Here is a 15453-nt window from a genome sequence, read left to right on the forward strand (position 1 = left end):
CAAATGGCAGGCGCAAAAGAGATTCGCAGCAAGATTGCGAGCATCAAAAGCACGCAGAAGATCACCAGCGCCATGGAAAAAGTGGCGGTCAGCAAGATGCGCAAGGCCCAACAGCGCATGGCTGCCAGCCGCCCCTATGCTGAGCGGATCCGTCAGGTAATTGGCCATCTGTCCAATGCCAACCCGGAATACCGCCATGCATACATGGTCGATCGCCCGGTCAAGCGCGTGGGTTACATCGTCGTCTCCTCGGATCGTGGTCTATGCGGTGGCTTGAACATCAACCTGTTCAAAGCCCTGATCAAGAACATGAAAGAGTGGCACGACAGCGGCGTTGAAGCCGACCTGTGCGTGATCGGTAACAAGGGTGCCAGCTTCTTCCGTAGCTACGGCGGTAACGTCGTGGCGGCAGTCGGCAACATCGGTGAAGAGCCGTCGATCAATGACCTGATCGGCAGCGTCAAGGTGATGCTGGATGCCTTCAACGAAGGACGTTTGGATCGTCTGTACCTGGTGTCGAACAAGTTCATCAACACCATGACCCAGAAGCCGACCCTCGATCAGCTGCTGCCGCTGGCCTCCAACGAGGAAGAAGCGGACGCACGCAAGGGCAAGTGGGACTACCTGTACGAGCCGGATGCCCAGCAACTGCTGGATGCTCTGCTGGTTCGTTTCATCGAGTCCCAGGTGTATCAGGGCGTGGTAGAGAACTGTGCAGCCGAGCAGGCCGCACGGATGATCGCGATGAAGAACGCCACCGACAACGCCGGTGAGCTCATCAGCGACCTGCAACTGGTCTACAACAAGGCCCGTCAGGCGGCGATCACCCAGGAAATTTCGGAAATCGTCGGCGGCGCTGCCGCGGTTTAAGAACGGTTCAAATATTCAGAGGAACCCAAGATGAGTAGCGGACGTATCGTTCAAATCATCGGCGCCGTAATCGACGTGGAATTCCCGCGCGATGCCGTGCCGAATGTCTATGACGCGCTGAAAGTAGTCGGCGCGGAAACCACCCTGGAAGTCCAGCAGCAGCTGGGTGACGGCGTGGTTCGCTCGATTGCCATGGGCAGCACCGAAGGCCTCAAGCGTGGCTTGGATGTGACCAACACCGGCAAGGCCATCTCCGTACCGGTCGGTAAAGCGACCCTGGGCCGGATCATGGACGTGCTGGGTAACCCGATCGACGAAGCCGGTCCGATTGGCGAAGAAGAGCAGTGGGAAATCCACCGCGCTGCGCCGTCCTACGCCGACCAGGCGGGTGGCAACGAGTTGCTGGAAACCGGTATCAAGGTAATCGACTTGGTTTGCCCGTTCGCCAAGGGGGGTAAGGTCGGTCTGTTCGGTGGTGCCGGTGTCGGCAAGACCGTAAACATGATGGAACTGATCCGTAACATCGCCATCGAGCACAGCGGTTACTCCGTGTTCGCCGGCGTGGGTGAGCGTACTCGTGAGGGTAACGACTTCTACCACGAGATGAAGGACTCCAACGTTCTCGACAAGGTAGCCCTGGTTTACGGCCAGATGAACGAGCCGCCGGGCAACCGTCTGCGCGTGGCGCTGACCGGCCTGACCATGGCTGAGAAGTTCCGTGACGAAGGTCGTGACGTACTGCTGTTCGTCGACAACATCTATCGTTACACCCTGGCCGGTACCGAAGTATCCGCACTGCTCGGCCGTATGCCGTCGGCAGTAGGTTACCAGCCGACCCTGGCTGAAGAGATGGGCGTTCTGCAGGAGCGCATCACCTCCACCAAGACCGGTTCGATCACCTCGATCCAGGCCGTATACGTTCCTGCGGACGACCTCACCGACCCGAGCCCGGCGACCACCTTCGCCCACTTGGACGCCACCGTCGTACTGTCGCGTGACATCGCTTCCCTGGGTATCTACCCGGCCGTTGACCCGCTGGACTCCACCAGCCGTCAGCTCGACCCGCTGGTGATTGGCCAGGAGCACTACGACACCGCACGTGGTGTGCAGTACGTGCTGCAGCGCTACAAGGAACTGAAGGACATCATCGCCATCCTCGGTATGGACGAACTGTCCGAAGCGGACAAGCAGCTGGTATCCCGTGCGCGTAAGATCCAGCGCTTCCTGTCGCAGCCGTTCTTCGTGGCTGAGGTCTTCACCGGTTCGCCGGGCAAGTACGTTTCGCTGAAGGAAACCATCCGTGGTTTCTCCGGCATCCTCAATGGCGACTACGACCACCTGCCGGAACAAGCGTTCTACATGGTTGGCGGTATCGACGAAGCCATCGAGAAAGCCAAGAAACTGTAACTGGCGTGCGCCCGGTAACGGGCGTTCGAGCGGACGGCGGGCTGGCCCGCCGTTCGACCTGATAACCGAGGCAAAATCATGGCTATGACAGTCCATTGCGACATCGTCAGTGCGGAAGAAGAGCTGTTCTCGGGGCTGGTGGAAATGGTCATCGCCCACGGGCACCTTGGCGACCTGGGTATTCTCCCGGGGCACGCGCCGCTGCTGACCGATCTCAAGCCCGGTCCGGTGCGTGTGATCAAGCAGGGTGGCGAGGAAGACATCTTCTACATCTCCGGCGGCTTCATCGAAGTGCAGCCGAACATGGTGAAGGTGCTGGCCGATACCGCCACGCGTGCCAAGGACCTCGACGAAGCAGCAGCCCAGGAAGCGGTCAAGGCCGCGGAAAAGGCTCTGCACGAGAAGGGTGCCGAGTTCGACTACGGCTCTGCGGCGGCGCGTCTGGCCGAAGCAGCGGCCCAGCTGCGTACCGTGCAGCAACTGCGCAAGAAGTTCGGCCACGGCTAAGCCCAGGCTCTTTAGCGCGGTTTGGTAAAAGGGTAGCCTTGGCTACCCTTTTTCTTTTTCTACGCCCGGGTGTATTTGCCGGGGCCGATTCTAGGAGTAGCCCTGATGTCGCTGGATATCGTCATTCTCGCCGCCGGACAAGGTACCCGCATGCGCTCGGCATTGCCCAAGGTACTGCATGAGGTGGCGGGCAAGTCCATGCTGGGGCATGTCATCGATACGGCGCGCGCTTTGGCACCGCGCAAGATCCATGTGGTGATTGGCCACGGCGCCGAGCAGGTACGCCAGCGCCTGGCGGCCGAGGATATCCATTTCGTGCTGCAGGCCGAGCAGCTCGGTACCGGCCATGCGGTGGCCCAGGCGATGCCCCAGGTGGACGCCGACAAGGTGCTGATCCTCTACGGCGACGTGCCGCTGACCCGAGTGGAAACCCTCGCGGCGCTGCTGCAGCAGGTCAACGAGCAGCAACTGGGCCTGCTTACCGTGCAGCTGGCCGATCCGAGCGGCTATGGGCGGATCATTCGCGATGCGGCGGGTGAGGTGCAGGCGATTGTCGAGCACAAGGACGCCAGCGAGGCGCAGCGGGCGATTCGCGAAGGTAATACTGGCATCCTCGCCGTACCGGGCAAGCGTCTGGGCGAGTGGCTGGGTCGCCTGTCCAACAGCAATGCCCAGGGCGAGTACTACCTGACCGATGTGATTGCCATGGCGGTTGCCGATGGCCTGCGCGTGGCCACGGAAACCGCGGCCGAGGAAATGGAAGTACTGGGGGCCAACGACCGCTTGCAGCTGGCCCAGCTGGAGCGCTACTACCAGTGGCGTGGGGCGCGCCAGTTGATGGCGCAGGGTGTGACGCTGCGCGATCCGGCGCGTTTCGATGTGCGTGGCGAAGTGCAGGCCGGGCGCGACGTGCTCATCGATGTCAACGTAATCCTCGAAGGCAAGGTGCTTATCGAGGACGGGGTACAGATCGGTGCCAACTGCGTGATCAAGGACTCCATTCTGCGCCGCGGGGCACAGGTCAAAGCCAACAGCCATCTGGACGGTGCCGAGCTGGGTGAGGGCGCCGACTGCGGGCCGTTCGCCCGCTTGCGGCCGGGCAGCCGGCTGGGTGCGGGCGCGCATGTCGGTAACTTCGTCGAGTTGAAGAACGCTGTGCTCGGCGCAGGCGCCAAGGCCGGCCACCTCAGCTACCTGGGCGATGCCGAGGTCGGCGCACGCAGCAACATTGGCGCCGGCACCATCACCTGCAACTACGATGGCGCCAACAAGCACCGTACGGTGATGGGCGAGGATGTGTTCATTGGTTCGAATACCGCGCTGGTCGCGCCGCTCAGCCTGGGTGACGGTGCGACCACCGGAGCCGGTTCGGTGGTGACCAGTGATGTGCCCGAGCAGGGTCTGGCGGTAGCGCGTGCCCGGCAGCGGGTCATCGAAAGCTGGAAACGTCCGCAGAAGCAGCGCTGAATCTTCACCTGTGTACTACCTGGCTGCGTGTCGGGTGGTGCACAGCTGATCGCGCCAAGCCCACAAAAAAGCAATCATTTGTTACCCTGTAATAGGTCGCCGCTATCAGGCGACCTTTCGTTCGGGCGCTACTGCCCGCTGTGCGCTTTACGCGTGCCAACGTTACAGGAGCAACCCTATGGGCCAACACCCTACGTCGGACACGACATTCAACGCCGCCACCGTCACTGCCGACGGTATTCCCGCCCCGACCGGGGCTGCCAACCTGATCGACACCGACTATGTAGTCGGCCAGGACAACATCCAGGGGCGTATCTCCATCGCCCTCGATATCCATGGCAAGGTTTTCAGCATTTCTGCGCTGAGCGTCCTGCTCTTTCTGCTGCTTACCCTGGCCTTGCAGAATCAGGTTGCACCGCTGTTCAATGCCCTGCGCGATACCCTGACCAGCCAGCTGGCCTGGTTCTTCCTGAGTGCTGGCAATCTGTTTGTGCTGCTCTGCCTGGGGCTGATCATTTCGCCACTGGGCCGCGTGCGTCTGGGCGGCGTGCAGGCCCAGCCGGATTACACTTACCTGGGCTGGTTTTCCATGCTGTTTGCTGCCGGCATGGGCATTGGCCTGATGTTCTATGGCGTGGCCGAGCCCATGTCACATGCCAGTGCCGCCCTGGGCGGGACGCAACTGCAGGACAATGGCCTGCGTGGCGATTGGGCGCCGCTGGGGGCGGCCGCCGGTAACCCCGCAGAAGCCGTGCGCCTGGGCATGGCGGCAACCATCTTCCACTGGGGGCTACATCCCTGGGCCATTTATGCCATCGTGGCCCTGGCTCTGGCGCTGTTTTCCTTCAACAAGGGCCTGCCGTTGTCGATCCGCTCGATCTTTTACCCGCTGTTGGGTGAGCGGGTCTGGGGCTGGCCGGGACATCTGCTGGATATCCTCGCGGTATTTGCCACGTTGTTCGGTCTGGCGACGTCGCTGGGGATTGGTGCCGAGCAGGCCCTGGCCGGGCTTGACCGCCTGTTTGGCTGGGGGGTGGGCGATACCAGCAAGGTCTTGCTGATCCTCAGCATTACCGGGATCGCCCTGCTGTCAGTGGTAGCCGGCCTGGATCGTGGAGTGCAGCGCCTGTCACAACTGAACATGGGGCTGGCAGTGTTGCTCTTGCTGTTTGTGATCATCGCCGGGCCAACCCTGCTGATTGCCAGCGGCTTTATCGATAATTTGCTGGCCTACCTGCACTACCTGCCGGCGCTGGCCAACCCGCTGGGCCGGGAGGATCTGAACTTCAGCCAGGGTTGGACGGCGTTCTACTGGGCCTGGTGGATCAGTTGGTCGCCATTTGTCGGCATGTTCATTGCGCGGGTCAGTCGCGGCCGCACGGTACGCGAATTCCTGGTCGCGGTGTTGCTGGTGCCGACGCTGGTCTCGGTGCTGTGGATGAGTGCCTTTGGTGGCACGGCCTTGCACCAGTGGCTGGTCGAGGGCTTCCCGGGCGTGCAACAGGCGGCCCTTGAGCTGAAGTTGTTTGTCATGCTCGGCGAGCTACCCTGGCAGGCCCTGACATCCCTGCTGGGTATTGTCCTGGTACTGGTGTTCTTCATTACTTCAGCGGACTCCGGGGCCTTGGTCATCGATACCATCACGGCCGGTGGCAAGGTCAATGCGCCACTCGCCCAGCGGGTGTTCTGGGTATTGATGATCGGCCTGATCGCCATTGCCCTGCTGCTGGGAGGCGGTCTCAATGCCTTGCAGGCCATGGCGGTGTCCACTGGCCTGCCGTTCACCCTGGTGCTGCTGGTAGGCTGCGTGGCGATCGTCAAGGGCCTGGCCAGCGAGCCGCGTGGCTAGTACCAGAGTTGGCGCAGTGGCGTGTGCGGGCTGTAGTGATGGGCGATCTGCGCCTGGAGCAGCTCGGCACAGGCCAGCGCATCACTCAGCGCATGGTGTGCCTGTTAGGCGGGCAGGTTGTAGCGCCGGCGGCTATCGGCAAGGCGCACTGAGACGGGGTGCCGGCCGAACAGGCGGTCAAGCCAGCCTGGCGGGTGCTGCCGGCGTTGCAGACTGGCCTCTAGCTGCATGGTATCGATCATCGGCAGGCTCAGGCTCTCGCCCAGTGCCTGGCGTACCGCCTTGTGCAGGAACAGGCGTTCGATGGTGCGATAGTGGACAACCACCAGGCGACCCCGCAGAGCCTCCAGCAGCTCTTCGGCGATAGCCGCGAAAGGCGGTGCCTGGTGGATCTGCGAGTGGGTAATGCGGTGGATGGTGACCGAGCGTTCCGGCAGTTCGCGTTGCGGGTTGACGACCCAGTAGCGTGCCTCGCTGCAGCGGATGCGTTGCAGATCGAAGGGAATCAGGCCGAGGCTGACGATGGCATCGCGCTGGGCATCCAGCCCGGTGGTTTCCACGTCGAGAGCCAGCAGCGGCGCTGCGCCGATGGCCAGTTCGGCCGCCGGGCAGCCGGCCTGATAATAGGCGCGCAAGGCCGGATTCCGGCAGGTGCGGGCCTGCAACGCATAGAAGGCCGGCCAGCCCAACTTGCCGGGATGCAGGTTCATAGGCCGCGCATGGGTACGCTGGGGTAGCGGAAGCGCAGGAATTTCTGCGCATGGCTGATCACCTGAAAGGCCTCCTTGAGGTTATGTCGCTCATGGGCACTGATGTGTTCCGGCTCGATGTAGTTGTCTGGCGGCTGGCCGGCTTCCAGTGCCCGCGCCTGATGGCGGATCCGCACCAGCGAGAGAAACTCAAAGGCATAGCGTAGTTGCTCAAGGACCTGGGGTTGCAGCCATTGGGCCTGGGCAAGGGCTTCCAGGCGAGCCAGGCTGTTCTGCGCGGTGCTGCCACAGGCCAGCGCATGTACACGTATCAGGTCGGTCAGCGGCGCGGTACCGCGGCCCTTGAGGTTGATGATGTTTTTCTGCCGACCATCCTTCTCCATCACGAAGGTACGGAAGAAGCCCAGTGGCGGGGTGCGGTTGAGGGCGTTGCGCGCCATGCTGGCGAGAAAGTGCGGGGTGCGACTGGCCTGTTCGGCGAGCTGTTCCTGGAGTTGTGCGACCAGTTCGTGCTGCCCGTAAACGGCATCCAGATCAAAGAAAATGCAGCTGTTGAGCAGTGCCCGCGGCTCGGGATGTTCGATCCACTGGCGAAAATAGCCTTGCCAGACATGCAGCGGCTGTCGCCACTGGCGATTGCTGGCCATGATGCCGCCCTTGCAATAGGCATAACCGCACGCCGCCAGGCCGTTGCACACCAGGCGGGCCAGTTCGGCAAAGTACTCATCATGCAGGGCCGGGTCGAAGCGGTCATCGAGTACCAGGGCGTTATCCTGATCGGTGACCAGCAGTTGCTCGTCACGGGCCATCGAGCCGGCGACCATGAAGCAGTAGGGCACCGGGGGCGGTCCCAGACGCTGCTCGGCCAGCTCCAGCAGGCGCTGGCAAAAGGCCCGGCCAATGCTGCTCATGGCCTGGCCGATCATCTGTGCGGTAGCCTGGTCATTGACCATGCGCAGGAAGGTGGCCTGCAGGTCGGGTACCAGGCGCTGCAGCTCTTCCACGGACTGCAGGTTGAAGATGTTGTTGACCAGGTACAGGCTGCTACGTGATTCGTAGCGCAGGATATCGGCCAGGTTGATCACGCCCAGTGGTTGCTGGCGTTGCATGACCGGCAGGTGATGGATGTTGTGGCGCAACATGCACAGCATGCCGTCGAACACTGAGGCGTCGGCTTGCAGGCTGATCGGTTCAGCGCTCATCACCGCGCTGACTGGCGTACTGGGCGGCAAACCGGCGGCCAGCACCCGGCTGCGGAAATCGCGATCGGTAAGAATGCCCAGCATGGCGGGGGGCTGGTTGGCCTGCTCCTGCACAACCAGCAGCGAGGATACGCTGTGCTCGACCATTACCTGCGCAGCCTCTTGTACCGGGCAATCCGGGGCCACGCTGACCGGCTCGCGACTAAGCAGCTTGCGCAGGCGAATCTGCATCAGCTGGCTGGCCTGGCCCTGGTTTTCTACGGCGGACTTAAGACGTGACTGGCCTTCGGCTTCGAGGAACTCGGCGAGGCTGTCGTGCTCCTCGCAAAGCGCTTCGATTAGCGCGCCGGGCAGGCAGTACAGCAGGCAGTCCTCAATGGCGCGGGCGGCAAAGCGTACCTTGTGGCGGCCCAGCAGGGCGGCCTGGCCGAACACATCGCCTTCGCCCAGGCGGTTATGCAGGTCACCGTTGCGCTTGTAGGTTTCCACGGCGCCACTGCGGATGTAATACAGCTCGTTGAGCGGCTGACCGAGTTCCAGCAGCGGGCTGCCGGCCTTGTGGTAGCTGACCTGGGCCTGTTGGGCGAGCTGCTGCAGAGCCGCCTCGGGCAACGTATCGAAGGGTGGATGACGGCTCAGGTGATCGTGGATTTCCAGAAGCTCGATCTGCATGGCAAGGCCTCGTGGTGCGGGCATGGCACAGGGGCAAACCTTAACCATTCGTGGGCTATTTGTCCCGGCCAGGCGTACCTTGCGGCTACAATGCGGACCTGCACCGAGTGAGGAGTGTGCCGTGGAAAGAATCAAAGGCGCCTTGGTAGTGGCCTTCCTGCGTTTGTTTGCGCTGTTGCCGTGGCGTGCTGCCCAGGCGGTGGGCAGCTTGATTGGCTGGCTGATGTGGAAGCTGCCCAATCGCTCCCGCGAGGTGGTACGCATCAACCTGGCGCAGTGTTTCCCCGAGTTGGACGAAGCGGCTCGTGAACGCCTGGCGGCACAGAGTCTGCGTGACATCGGCCGGACTCTGACGGAGAGCGCCTGTGCGTGGATCTGGCCGGCGGCCAAGTCGCTGCAGCAGATTCGCCAGGTCGAGGGAGGCGAACTGCTCCAGCAGGCGCTGGCCGAGGGCAAGGGCGTGGTTCTGGTGAGCAGCCACCTGGGGAACTGGGAACTGCTGCTGCAATACGTCTGTTCGCTGTGCCAGCCAATCATTCTCTACCGTCCGCCCAAGCTGCGTGCGGTGGATGAACTGCTGGTGCGCCAGCGTACGCAACTGGGTAACCAGCTGGCACCCTCGACCAAGGAAGGCATCCTCAATCTGATCAAGACCCTGCGCAAGGGGGGGGTGGCCGGTATTGCCGCCGACCCCGAACCCAGCCTGTCCAGTGGGGTGTTCGTACCGTTTTTTGGCGTGCCAACGCTGACCAGCAAATTCGTACCCTCCCTGGTGCAGGGGCACAAGGCTACGGCGCTATTCATTCATGCGTTGCGCCTGGATGACGGCAAGGGTTACCGGGTAGTGATCGAGGCGGCGCCAGAGGCACTGTATGGCGAGGATGTCGAGGCGGCGGTGGCGGCGCTCAACCAGGGTATCGAACGCCAGGTACGTGCCTGCCCCAGTCAGTACATGTGGAGCATGAAGCGTTTCAAGAAGCGCCCGCCGGGTGCCGCGAAATTGTATTGATGGCCGCTTGCCGCCTCGGGTACTGTCAGCCCCAGCCTCCTGTCACAGAATAAAAGGCCTGGCATGGATAACCAGCGTAAGACCGTACGTACCCCGCTCAAGGTACGTTTGCGCATCGAACACCCGCAGCATGGTGAGCTGATGGTGATGACCCGCGATATCTCCGACAGCGGTGTCTATGTGCTGCTCGAACAGAGCGGCCTGCTCGCCGTGGGTGACCGGGTGCGCGGTCAGGTGCAGGGGCTGCCGATGGAAGCGCCGATCCTGCTCATGGAAGTGGTGCGTGTCGAGCCGATGGGCGTCGGCCTGCGCTTTGTGAGCGAATAACCCGCCGGGTGTGCCGGGTGCCAGAGCAGCCCCGGCCATGCAACACGCCGCCGCAGGCCTGCCTCAGAAGAAGGTCAGGCCGACCTGGAACAGCCGCTCGGCATCGCGGATGTACTTCTTGTCCACCAGAAAGAGAATCACATGGTCGCCTGACTCGATCACCGTATCGTCGTGGGCGATCAGCACTTCCTCGTCACGGATGATCGCGCCGATGGTGGTGCCGGGAGGCAGGGCAATGTCCTCGATCATCCGGCCGACTACCCGGCTGGACTTGGCGTCGCCGTGGGCAATGGCCTCGATGGCTTCCGCCGCGCCACGGCGCAGTGAGTGCACGCTGACGATGTCGCCGCGGCGCACGTGGGTCAGCAGGGTGCCGATGGTGGCCAGCTGCGGGCTGATGGCGATGTCGATCTCGCCGCCCTGCACCAGGTCGACATAGGCCGGGTTGTTGATGATGCTCATCACCTTGCGTGCGCCAAGGCGCTTGGCCAGCAGCGAGGACATGATGTTGGCCTCGTCGTCGTTGGTCAGGGCGAGGAAAATGTCGGCTTCGGCAATGTTTTCCTCAACCAGCAGATCGCGGTCCGAGGCGCTGCCCTGCAGGACGATGGTGCTGTCCAGGGTGTCCGACAGGTAACGGCAGCGCGCCGGATTCATCTCGATGATCTTCACCTGGTAGCGGCTTTCGATGGCTTCCGCCAGGCGCTCGCCAATATGTCCGCCACCGGCGATGACCACGCGCTTGTAGCTGTCCTCGAGGCGGCGCATTTCGCTCATCACCGCACGGATGTGTCCCTTGGCGGCAATGAAGAACACCTCGTCATCGGCTTCGATCACCGTATCGCCCTGCGGCATGATCGGCCGGTTGCGGCGGAAGATCGCCGCCACGCGGGTATCCACGTTGGGCATGTGCGCACGCAGCTGGCGCAATTGCTGGCCGACCAGCGGGCCGCCGTAGTAGGCGCGCACCGCCACCAGCTGCGCCTTGCCCTCGGCGAAGTCGATAACCTGCAGGGCTCCGGGGTATTCGATCAGGCGCTTGATGTAGTTGGTCACCACCTGTTCCGGGCTGATCAGTACGTCCACCGGGATGGCTTCGTTGTCGAACAGGCCGCTGCGCGTCAGGTAGGCGGCTTCGCGCACCCGGGCGATCTTGGTCGGGGTGTGGAACAGGGTATAGGCCACCTGGCAGGCGACCATGTTGATCTCGTCGCTGTTGGTGACGGCTACCAGCATGTCGGCATCGTCGGCACCGGCCTGGCGCAGCACGGTGGGGAAGGAGCCGCGACCGACAATGGTGCGGATATCCAGGCGGTCGCCCAGATCGCGCAGGCGCTCGGCATCGGTATCGACCACGGTGATGTCGTTGGCTTCCCCGGACAGGTGTTCGGCGAGCGTGCCGCCGACCTGGCCGGCACCGAGGATGATGATCTTCACAAGCGCTCCTTAACCGCGAGGCGACGCGGCAATCTTGATCAGCTTGGCATAGTAGAAACCGTCGTGGCCATCGGCCTGCGGCAGCAACTGGCGGCCATGGGCCTGCTTGAGGCCGAAGGTACCGGTGATATCCAGCTCGCGCGCGCCGGGCGTGCGTTGCAGGAAGGCGGCGATGTTGTCGCTGTTCTCCTGAGGCAGCACTGAGCAGGTGGCATACAGCAGCACGCCGCCGACCTCCAGGGTCGGCCACAGGGCATCCAGCAGTTCGCCCTGCAGGGTGGCCAGCGCAGCAATATCCTCGGCCTGGCGGGTCAGCTTGATATCCGGATGGCGGCGGATCACCCCGGTGGCTGAGCAGGGGGCGTCGAGCAGGATGCGCTGGAACGGCTTGCCGTCCCACCAGGCGGCCACGTCGCGGCCATCGGCGGCGACCAGGGTGGCCTGCAGCTGCAGGCGAGCGAGGTTCTCCTCGACGCGGGCCAGGCGACTGGGCTCCAGGTCCAGGGCGATGACTTCCTGTAGGCCGGGCTCGGTTTCGAGCAGGTGGCAGGTCTTGCCGCCGGGTGCGGCGCAGGCGTCCAGCACGCGCTGGCCCGGGGCCAGGTCGAGCAGGTCGGCGGCCAGCTGGGCGGCTTCGTCCTGCACGCTGATCCGACCGTTCATGAAGCCCGGCAGGGTCTTCACGTCGCAGGGCTGCAGCAGACGGATAGCGTCGCGGCTGAAGATACAGGGCGCGGCCTCGATGCCGGCGTTATGGAGTTCGGCGAGGTAGGCCTCGCGGCTGGCTTGGCGACGATTGACGCGCAGGATCAGCGGCGGATGCTGGTTATTGGCCGCGCAGATCGCCTGCCAGTGTTCCGGCCAGTCGGCCTTCAGGCGTTTCTGCAGCCAGCGCGGATGTGCAGTGTGCAATACCGGGTCGCGGTCCAGCTCGGAAAACAGCACCTCATGGTCGCGCTGGGCGTTGCGCAGCACGCCATTGAGCAGACCCTTGAGCGAGGATTTCTTCAGCTTGTCGACACAGGCCACCGTCTCACCGATGGCGGCATGCGCGGGGATACGGGTATGCAGCAGCTGATACAGACCGACCAGTAGCAGTGCTTCGACGTCGCGGTCGGCGGCCTTGAAGGGCTTTTGCAGCAGTTTTTCGGCGAGCAGCTGCAGGCGCGGTTGCCAGCGGGCGGTGCCGAAAGCCAGCTCCTGGGCCAGGCCCCGATCGCGCGGCTCGACCTTGTCCAACAGCGGCGGCAGGCTGCTACCCAGCGAGGCTTTGCCCTGCAGAACCGTGGCCAGGGCGCGGGCAGCCGCCAGACGCGGGTTCATGCGCCCAGCACCTGGCCGATGGCGAACAGCTCGCGACGACTGTTGTACAGGTCGGTGAAGTTCAGTGGCTTGCCACCGGGTAGCTGCAGGCGGGTCAGGCGCAATGCGCCTGTGCCGCAGGCGACAGAGAGGCCGTTCTTGTCGGCAGCGAGGATGCTGCCGGGCTGGCCATGGCCATCGCCCAGCTGGGCGGCGTGGACTTTCAGCGGCTCGCCGTTGAGGCTGCTGTGGCACAGTGGCCAGGGGTTGAAGGCGCGGATCAGGCGTTCCAGCTCGACGGCGGGACGGCTCCAGTCGAGGCGCGCCTCGTCCTTGTTCAGTTTGTGTGCGTAGGTGGCCAGGCTATCGTCCTGTGCCTCGCCGGGCAGTTGCCCAGCCGCCAGCTGGCTGACCGCCTCGACGACGGCCGCCGAGCCCAGCTCAGCCAGGCGATCATGCAGGCTGCCGCCGGTGTCTGTGGCGCTGATCGGTGTGCTGACCTTGAGCAACATGGGGCCGGTGTCCAGCCCGGCTTCCATGCGCATGACGGTCACGCCGCTTTGCTGATCGCCGGCCTCGATGGCGCGCTGGATCGGCGCAGCACCCCGCCAGCGCGGCAGCAGCGAGGCATGGCTGTTGATACAGCCCAGGCGTGGAATGTCCAGTACGGCCTGCGGCAGGATCAGGCCGTAGGCGACCACCACCAGCAGATCCGCTTTGAGCGCGGCCAGCTCGGCCTGTGCCTGCGGATCGCGCAGGCTCTGCGGCTGGTACACGGCGATGCCGTGCTGCAAGGCCAGTTGCTTGACGGCGCTGGGCATGAGTTTGTGACCGCGCCCGGCGGGCCGGTCCGGCTGGGTGTACACGGCGACGACCGGCAAGCCGGCGGCGAGCAGGGCGGCGAGGTGCTGGGCGGCAAATTCCGGGGTGCCGGCAAAGACAATACGCATGGCTATCGGGGTCCGGTAAAAATAAAAAAGGCTTGCTGTGGCAAGCCTTTGGCATGTCGCGGTCAGGCGCGCTGGCGATGCTGTTTTTCCAGCTTCTTCTTGATGCGATCGCGCTTGAGTTGCGACAGGTAGTCGACGAACAGCTTGCCGTTGAGGTGGTCGCATTCGTGCTGGATGCACACCGCGAGCAGGCCGTCGGCGATCATTTCAAAGGGCTTGCCGTCACGATCCAGGGCTTTGATACGGACCTTTTGCGGACGGTCGACGTTCTCGTAGAAGCCGGGTACCGACAAGCAGCCTTCCTGATACTGGTCCATCTGCTCGGTCAGCGCTTCGAACTCCGGGTTGATGAACACCAGCGGTGTGGACTTGTCTTCCGAAAGATCCATGACCACCAGGCGCTTGTGTACGTCGACCTGGGTCGCGGCCAGGCCGATACCGGGCGCGGCGTACATGGTTTCAAACATGTCGTCGATCAGCTGACGCAGGGCATCATCGACCACGTCCACCGGCTGGGCGATGGTGCGCAGACGGGGATCGGGGAATTCGAGTATGTTCAGAATCGCCATATACGTTTGTGATGCACTTGTGGAATAAAGTCAAAATCCGCTGCTAAGATGATGAGCAGCATTGAAAAACGGCTTCAGGCCGCGAGTTCTGCGGCTTTCAGGCGTCCGCCACATAATAAAGGGATTCACCGCATGAGGAAATCACTACTCGCCCTGCTGATGCTGGCCGCCAGCGGCCTGACCCAGGCAGCAGTCCAGCTCAAGGATGGCCATCCGCAGAGTTACACCGTGGTCCGTGGTGACACCCTGTGGGACATCTCCGGCAAGTTCCTCAGTCAGCCCTGGAAGTGGCCGGAAATCTGGCATGCCAATCCGCAAGTGAAGAACCCCCACCTGATCTACCCGGGTGACGTGCTCAGCTTGGTGTATATCGATGGCCAGCCGCGCCTGGTGCTCAACCGCGGCGAATCGCGCGGCACCATCAAGCTGTCGCCGCAGGTGCGCAGTACGCCGCTGGCTGAAGCTATCCCGGCGATCCCGCTGGAGAAGATCAACAGCTTCCTGCTCAGCAACCGCATCATCAATACCGCGGAAGAGTTCGCGCAGCGCCCCTACGTGGTAGCGGGCAACCAGGAGCGGGTGGTCAGTGGCGCTGGCGATCGTATTTATGCCCGCGGTTCTTTCGATGACCAGCAGCCTTCCTACGGTCTGTTCCGCCAGGGCAAGACCTATACCGACCCGGTGACCCAGGAGTTCCTCGGCATCAACGCCGATGACATCGGTGGTGCTGACCTGGCAGAGGTCGAAGGTGATATTGCTACCCTGCAGCTGACCCGGACTACCCAGGAAGTTCGTCTGGGTGATCGCCTGTTCGTCAGCGAAGAGCGTCCGATCAACTCCACCTTCATGCCCAGCGAGCCGAGCGAAACCATCGACGGGGTGATCCTCGATGTGCCGCGCGGCGTCAACCAGATCGGCCAGTTCGATGTGGTGACCATCAACAAGGGCACCCGTGACGGCCTGGCCGAGGGCCACGTACTGGCCATCTACAAGACCGGGGAAACCGTGCGTGACGTAGTGGCTGGCGACCGGGTGAAGATCCCGGACGAGCGCTCCGGCCTGCTCATGGTGTTCCGCACCTATGACAAGCTCAGCTACGGCCTGGTGTTGATGGCCAACCGACAGCTCAGCGTCAACGACAAGGTCAAGAACCCCTGAACCACCGACCCCGGCAC

At 63.2% G+C, this 15453-nt stretch carries 14 protein-coding genes; 8 read left to right on the forward strand and 6 right to left on the reverse strand.

Features of this window, described 5'->3' with window-relative positions:
* Nucleotides 1-3 precede the first annotated feature (3 nt).
* From atpG to CW360_RS12225, 5 genes are all read left to right on the forward strand, one after another.
* A complete protein-coding gene (gene atpG / locus CW360_RS12205) occupies nt 4-870 on the forward strand; it encodes a F0F1 ATP synthase subunit gamma (protein WP_093985459.1) in 867 nt (288 codons plus the stop codon).
* Between the two features lie 30 nt (nt 871-900).
* On the forward strand, nt 901-2277 hold the full coding sequence (atpD, locus tag CW360_RS12210) for a F0F1 ATP synthase subunit beta (protein ID WP_093985458.1): 1377 nt from the start codon (nt 901-903) through the stop codon (nt 2275-2277).
* 78 nt (nt 2278-2355) lie between these two features.
* Nucleotides 2356-2784, forward strand: a complete 429-nt coding sequence (locus tag CW360_RS12215; RefSeq protein WP_093985457.1) for a F0F1 ATP synthase subunit epsilon — start codon at nt 2356-2358, stop codon at nt 2782-2784.
* Nucleotides 2785-2889: 105 nt separating this feature from the next.
* The gene (glmU, locus tag CW360_RS12220; RefSeq protein ID WP_101193888.1) at nt 2890-4251 is read left to right on the forward strand and encodes a bifunctional UDP-N-acetylglucosamine diphosphorylase/glucosamine-1-phosphate N-acetyltransferase GlmU; all 1362 of its coding nucleotides are present in this window, start codon (nt 2890-2892) and stop codon (nt 4249-4251) included.
* Between the two features lie 178 nt (nt 4252-4429).
* Nucleotides 4430-6100, forward strand: a complete 1671-nt coding sequence (locus tag CW360_RS12225) for a BCCT family transporter (protein ID WP_101193889.1) — start codon at nt 4430-4432, stop codon at nt 6098-6100.
* Nucleotides 6101-6204: 104 nt separating this feature from the next.
* Here CW360_RS12225 and CW360_RS12230 read toward each other — a convergent pair whose 3' ends face one another.
* Both CW360_RS12230 and CW360_RS12235 read right to left on the reverse strand, forming a co-directional pair.
* Nucleotides 6205-6810 (reverse strand): exonuclease domain-containing protein, encoded by a 606-nt coding sequence (locus CW360_RS12230; RefSeq protein WP_245874717.1) that lies wholly within the window; start codon nt 6808-6810, stop codon nt 6205-6207.
* Nucleotides 6807-8684, reverse strand: coding sequence for a putative nucleotidyltransferase substrate binding domain-containing protein (locus tag CW360_RS12235; protein ID WP_101193890.1), 1878 nt, complete (start codon nt 8682-8684; stop codon nt 6807-6809). The genes CW360_RS12230 and CW360_RS12235 overlap by 4 nt, the downstream gene beginning before the upstream one ends.
* Nucleotides 8685-8805: 121 nt before the next feature.
* Here CW360_RS12235 and CW360_RS12240 point away from each other — a divergent pair, with 121 nt between their 5' ends.
* Complete coding sequence (locus CW360_RS12240; RefSeq protein ID WP_101193891.1) at nt 8806-9693, forward strand: lysophospholipid acyltransferase; 888 nt, start codon at nt 8806-8808, stop codon at nt 9691-9693.
* Nucleotides 9694-9756: 63 nt separating this feature from the next.
* Nucleotides 9757-10020, forward strand: a complete 264-nt coding sequence (locus CW360_RS12245) for a PilZ domain-containing protein (protein ID WP_101193892.1) — start codon at nt 9757-9759, stop codon at nt 10018-10020.
* A gap of 63 nt (nt 10021-10083) precedes the next feature.
* Here the strand turns inward: CW360_RS12245 and trkA are convergent, their stop codons facing one another.
* From trkA to def, 4 genes are all read right to left on the reverse strand, one after another.
* Nucleotides 10084-11457 carry a Trk system potassium transporter TrkA gene (trkA, locus tag CW360_RS12250; RefSeq protein ID WP_101193893.1) on the reverse strand — a complete coding sequence of 458 codons (1374 nt, stop codon included), beginning with the start codon at nt 11455-11457 and terminating at the stop codon, nt 10084-10086.
* Between the two features lie 9 nt (nt 11458-11466).
* Complete coding sequence (gene rsmB, locus CW360_RS12255; protein WP_101193894.1) at nt 11467-12780, reverse strand: 16S rRNA (cytosine(967)-C(5))-methyltransferase RsmB; 1314 nt, start codon at nt 12778-12780, stop codon at nt 11467-11469.
* A complete protein-coding gene (fmt, locus tag CW360_RS12260) occupies nt 12777-13709 on the reverse strand; it encodes a methionyl-tRNA formyltransferase (RefSeq protein ID WP_101193895.1) in 933 nt (310 codons plus the stop codon). The genes rsmB and fmt overlap by 4 nt, the downstream gene beginning before the upstream one ends.
* A 62-nt stretch (nt 13710-13771) precedes the next feature.
* Entirely contained in the window at nt 13772-14278 is a 507-nt protein-coding gene (gene def / locus CW360_RS12265) for a peptide deformylase (RefSeq protein WP_093985447.1), read from the reverse strand.
* Between the two features lie 132 nt (nt 14279-14410).
* On the opposite strand from def, the gene CW360_RS12270 reads away from it, so the two are divergent.
* Nucleotides 14411-15436 (forward strand): LysM peptidoglycan-binding domain-containing protein, encoded by a 1026-nt coding sequence (locus CW360_RS12270; protein WP_093985446.1) that lies wholly within the window; start codon nt 14411-14413, stop codon nt 15434-15436.
* The last annotated feature ends 17 nt before the right edge of the window (nt 15437-15453 follow it).

It is taken from the genome of Pseudomonas fluvialis, assembly GCF_002835605.1.
GTDB lineage: Bacteria > Pseudomonadota > Gammaproteobacteria > Pseudomonadales > Pseudomonadaceae > Aquipseudomonas > Aquipseudomonas fluvialis.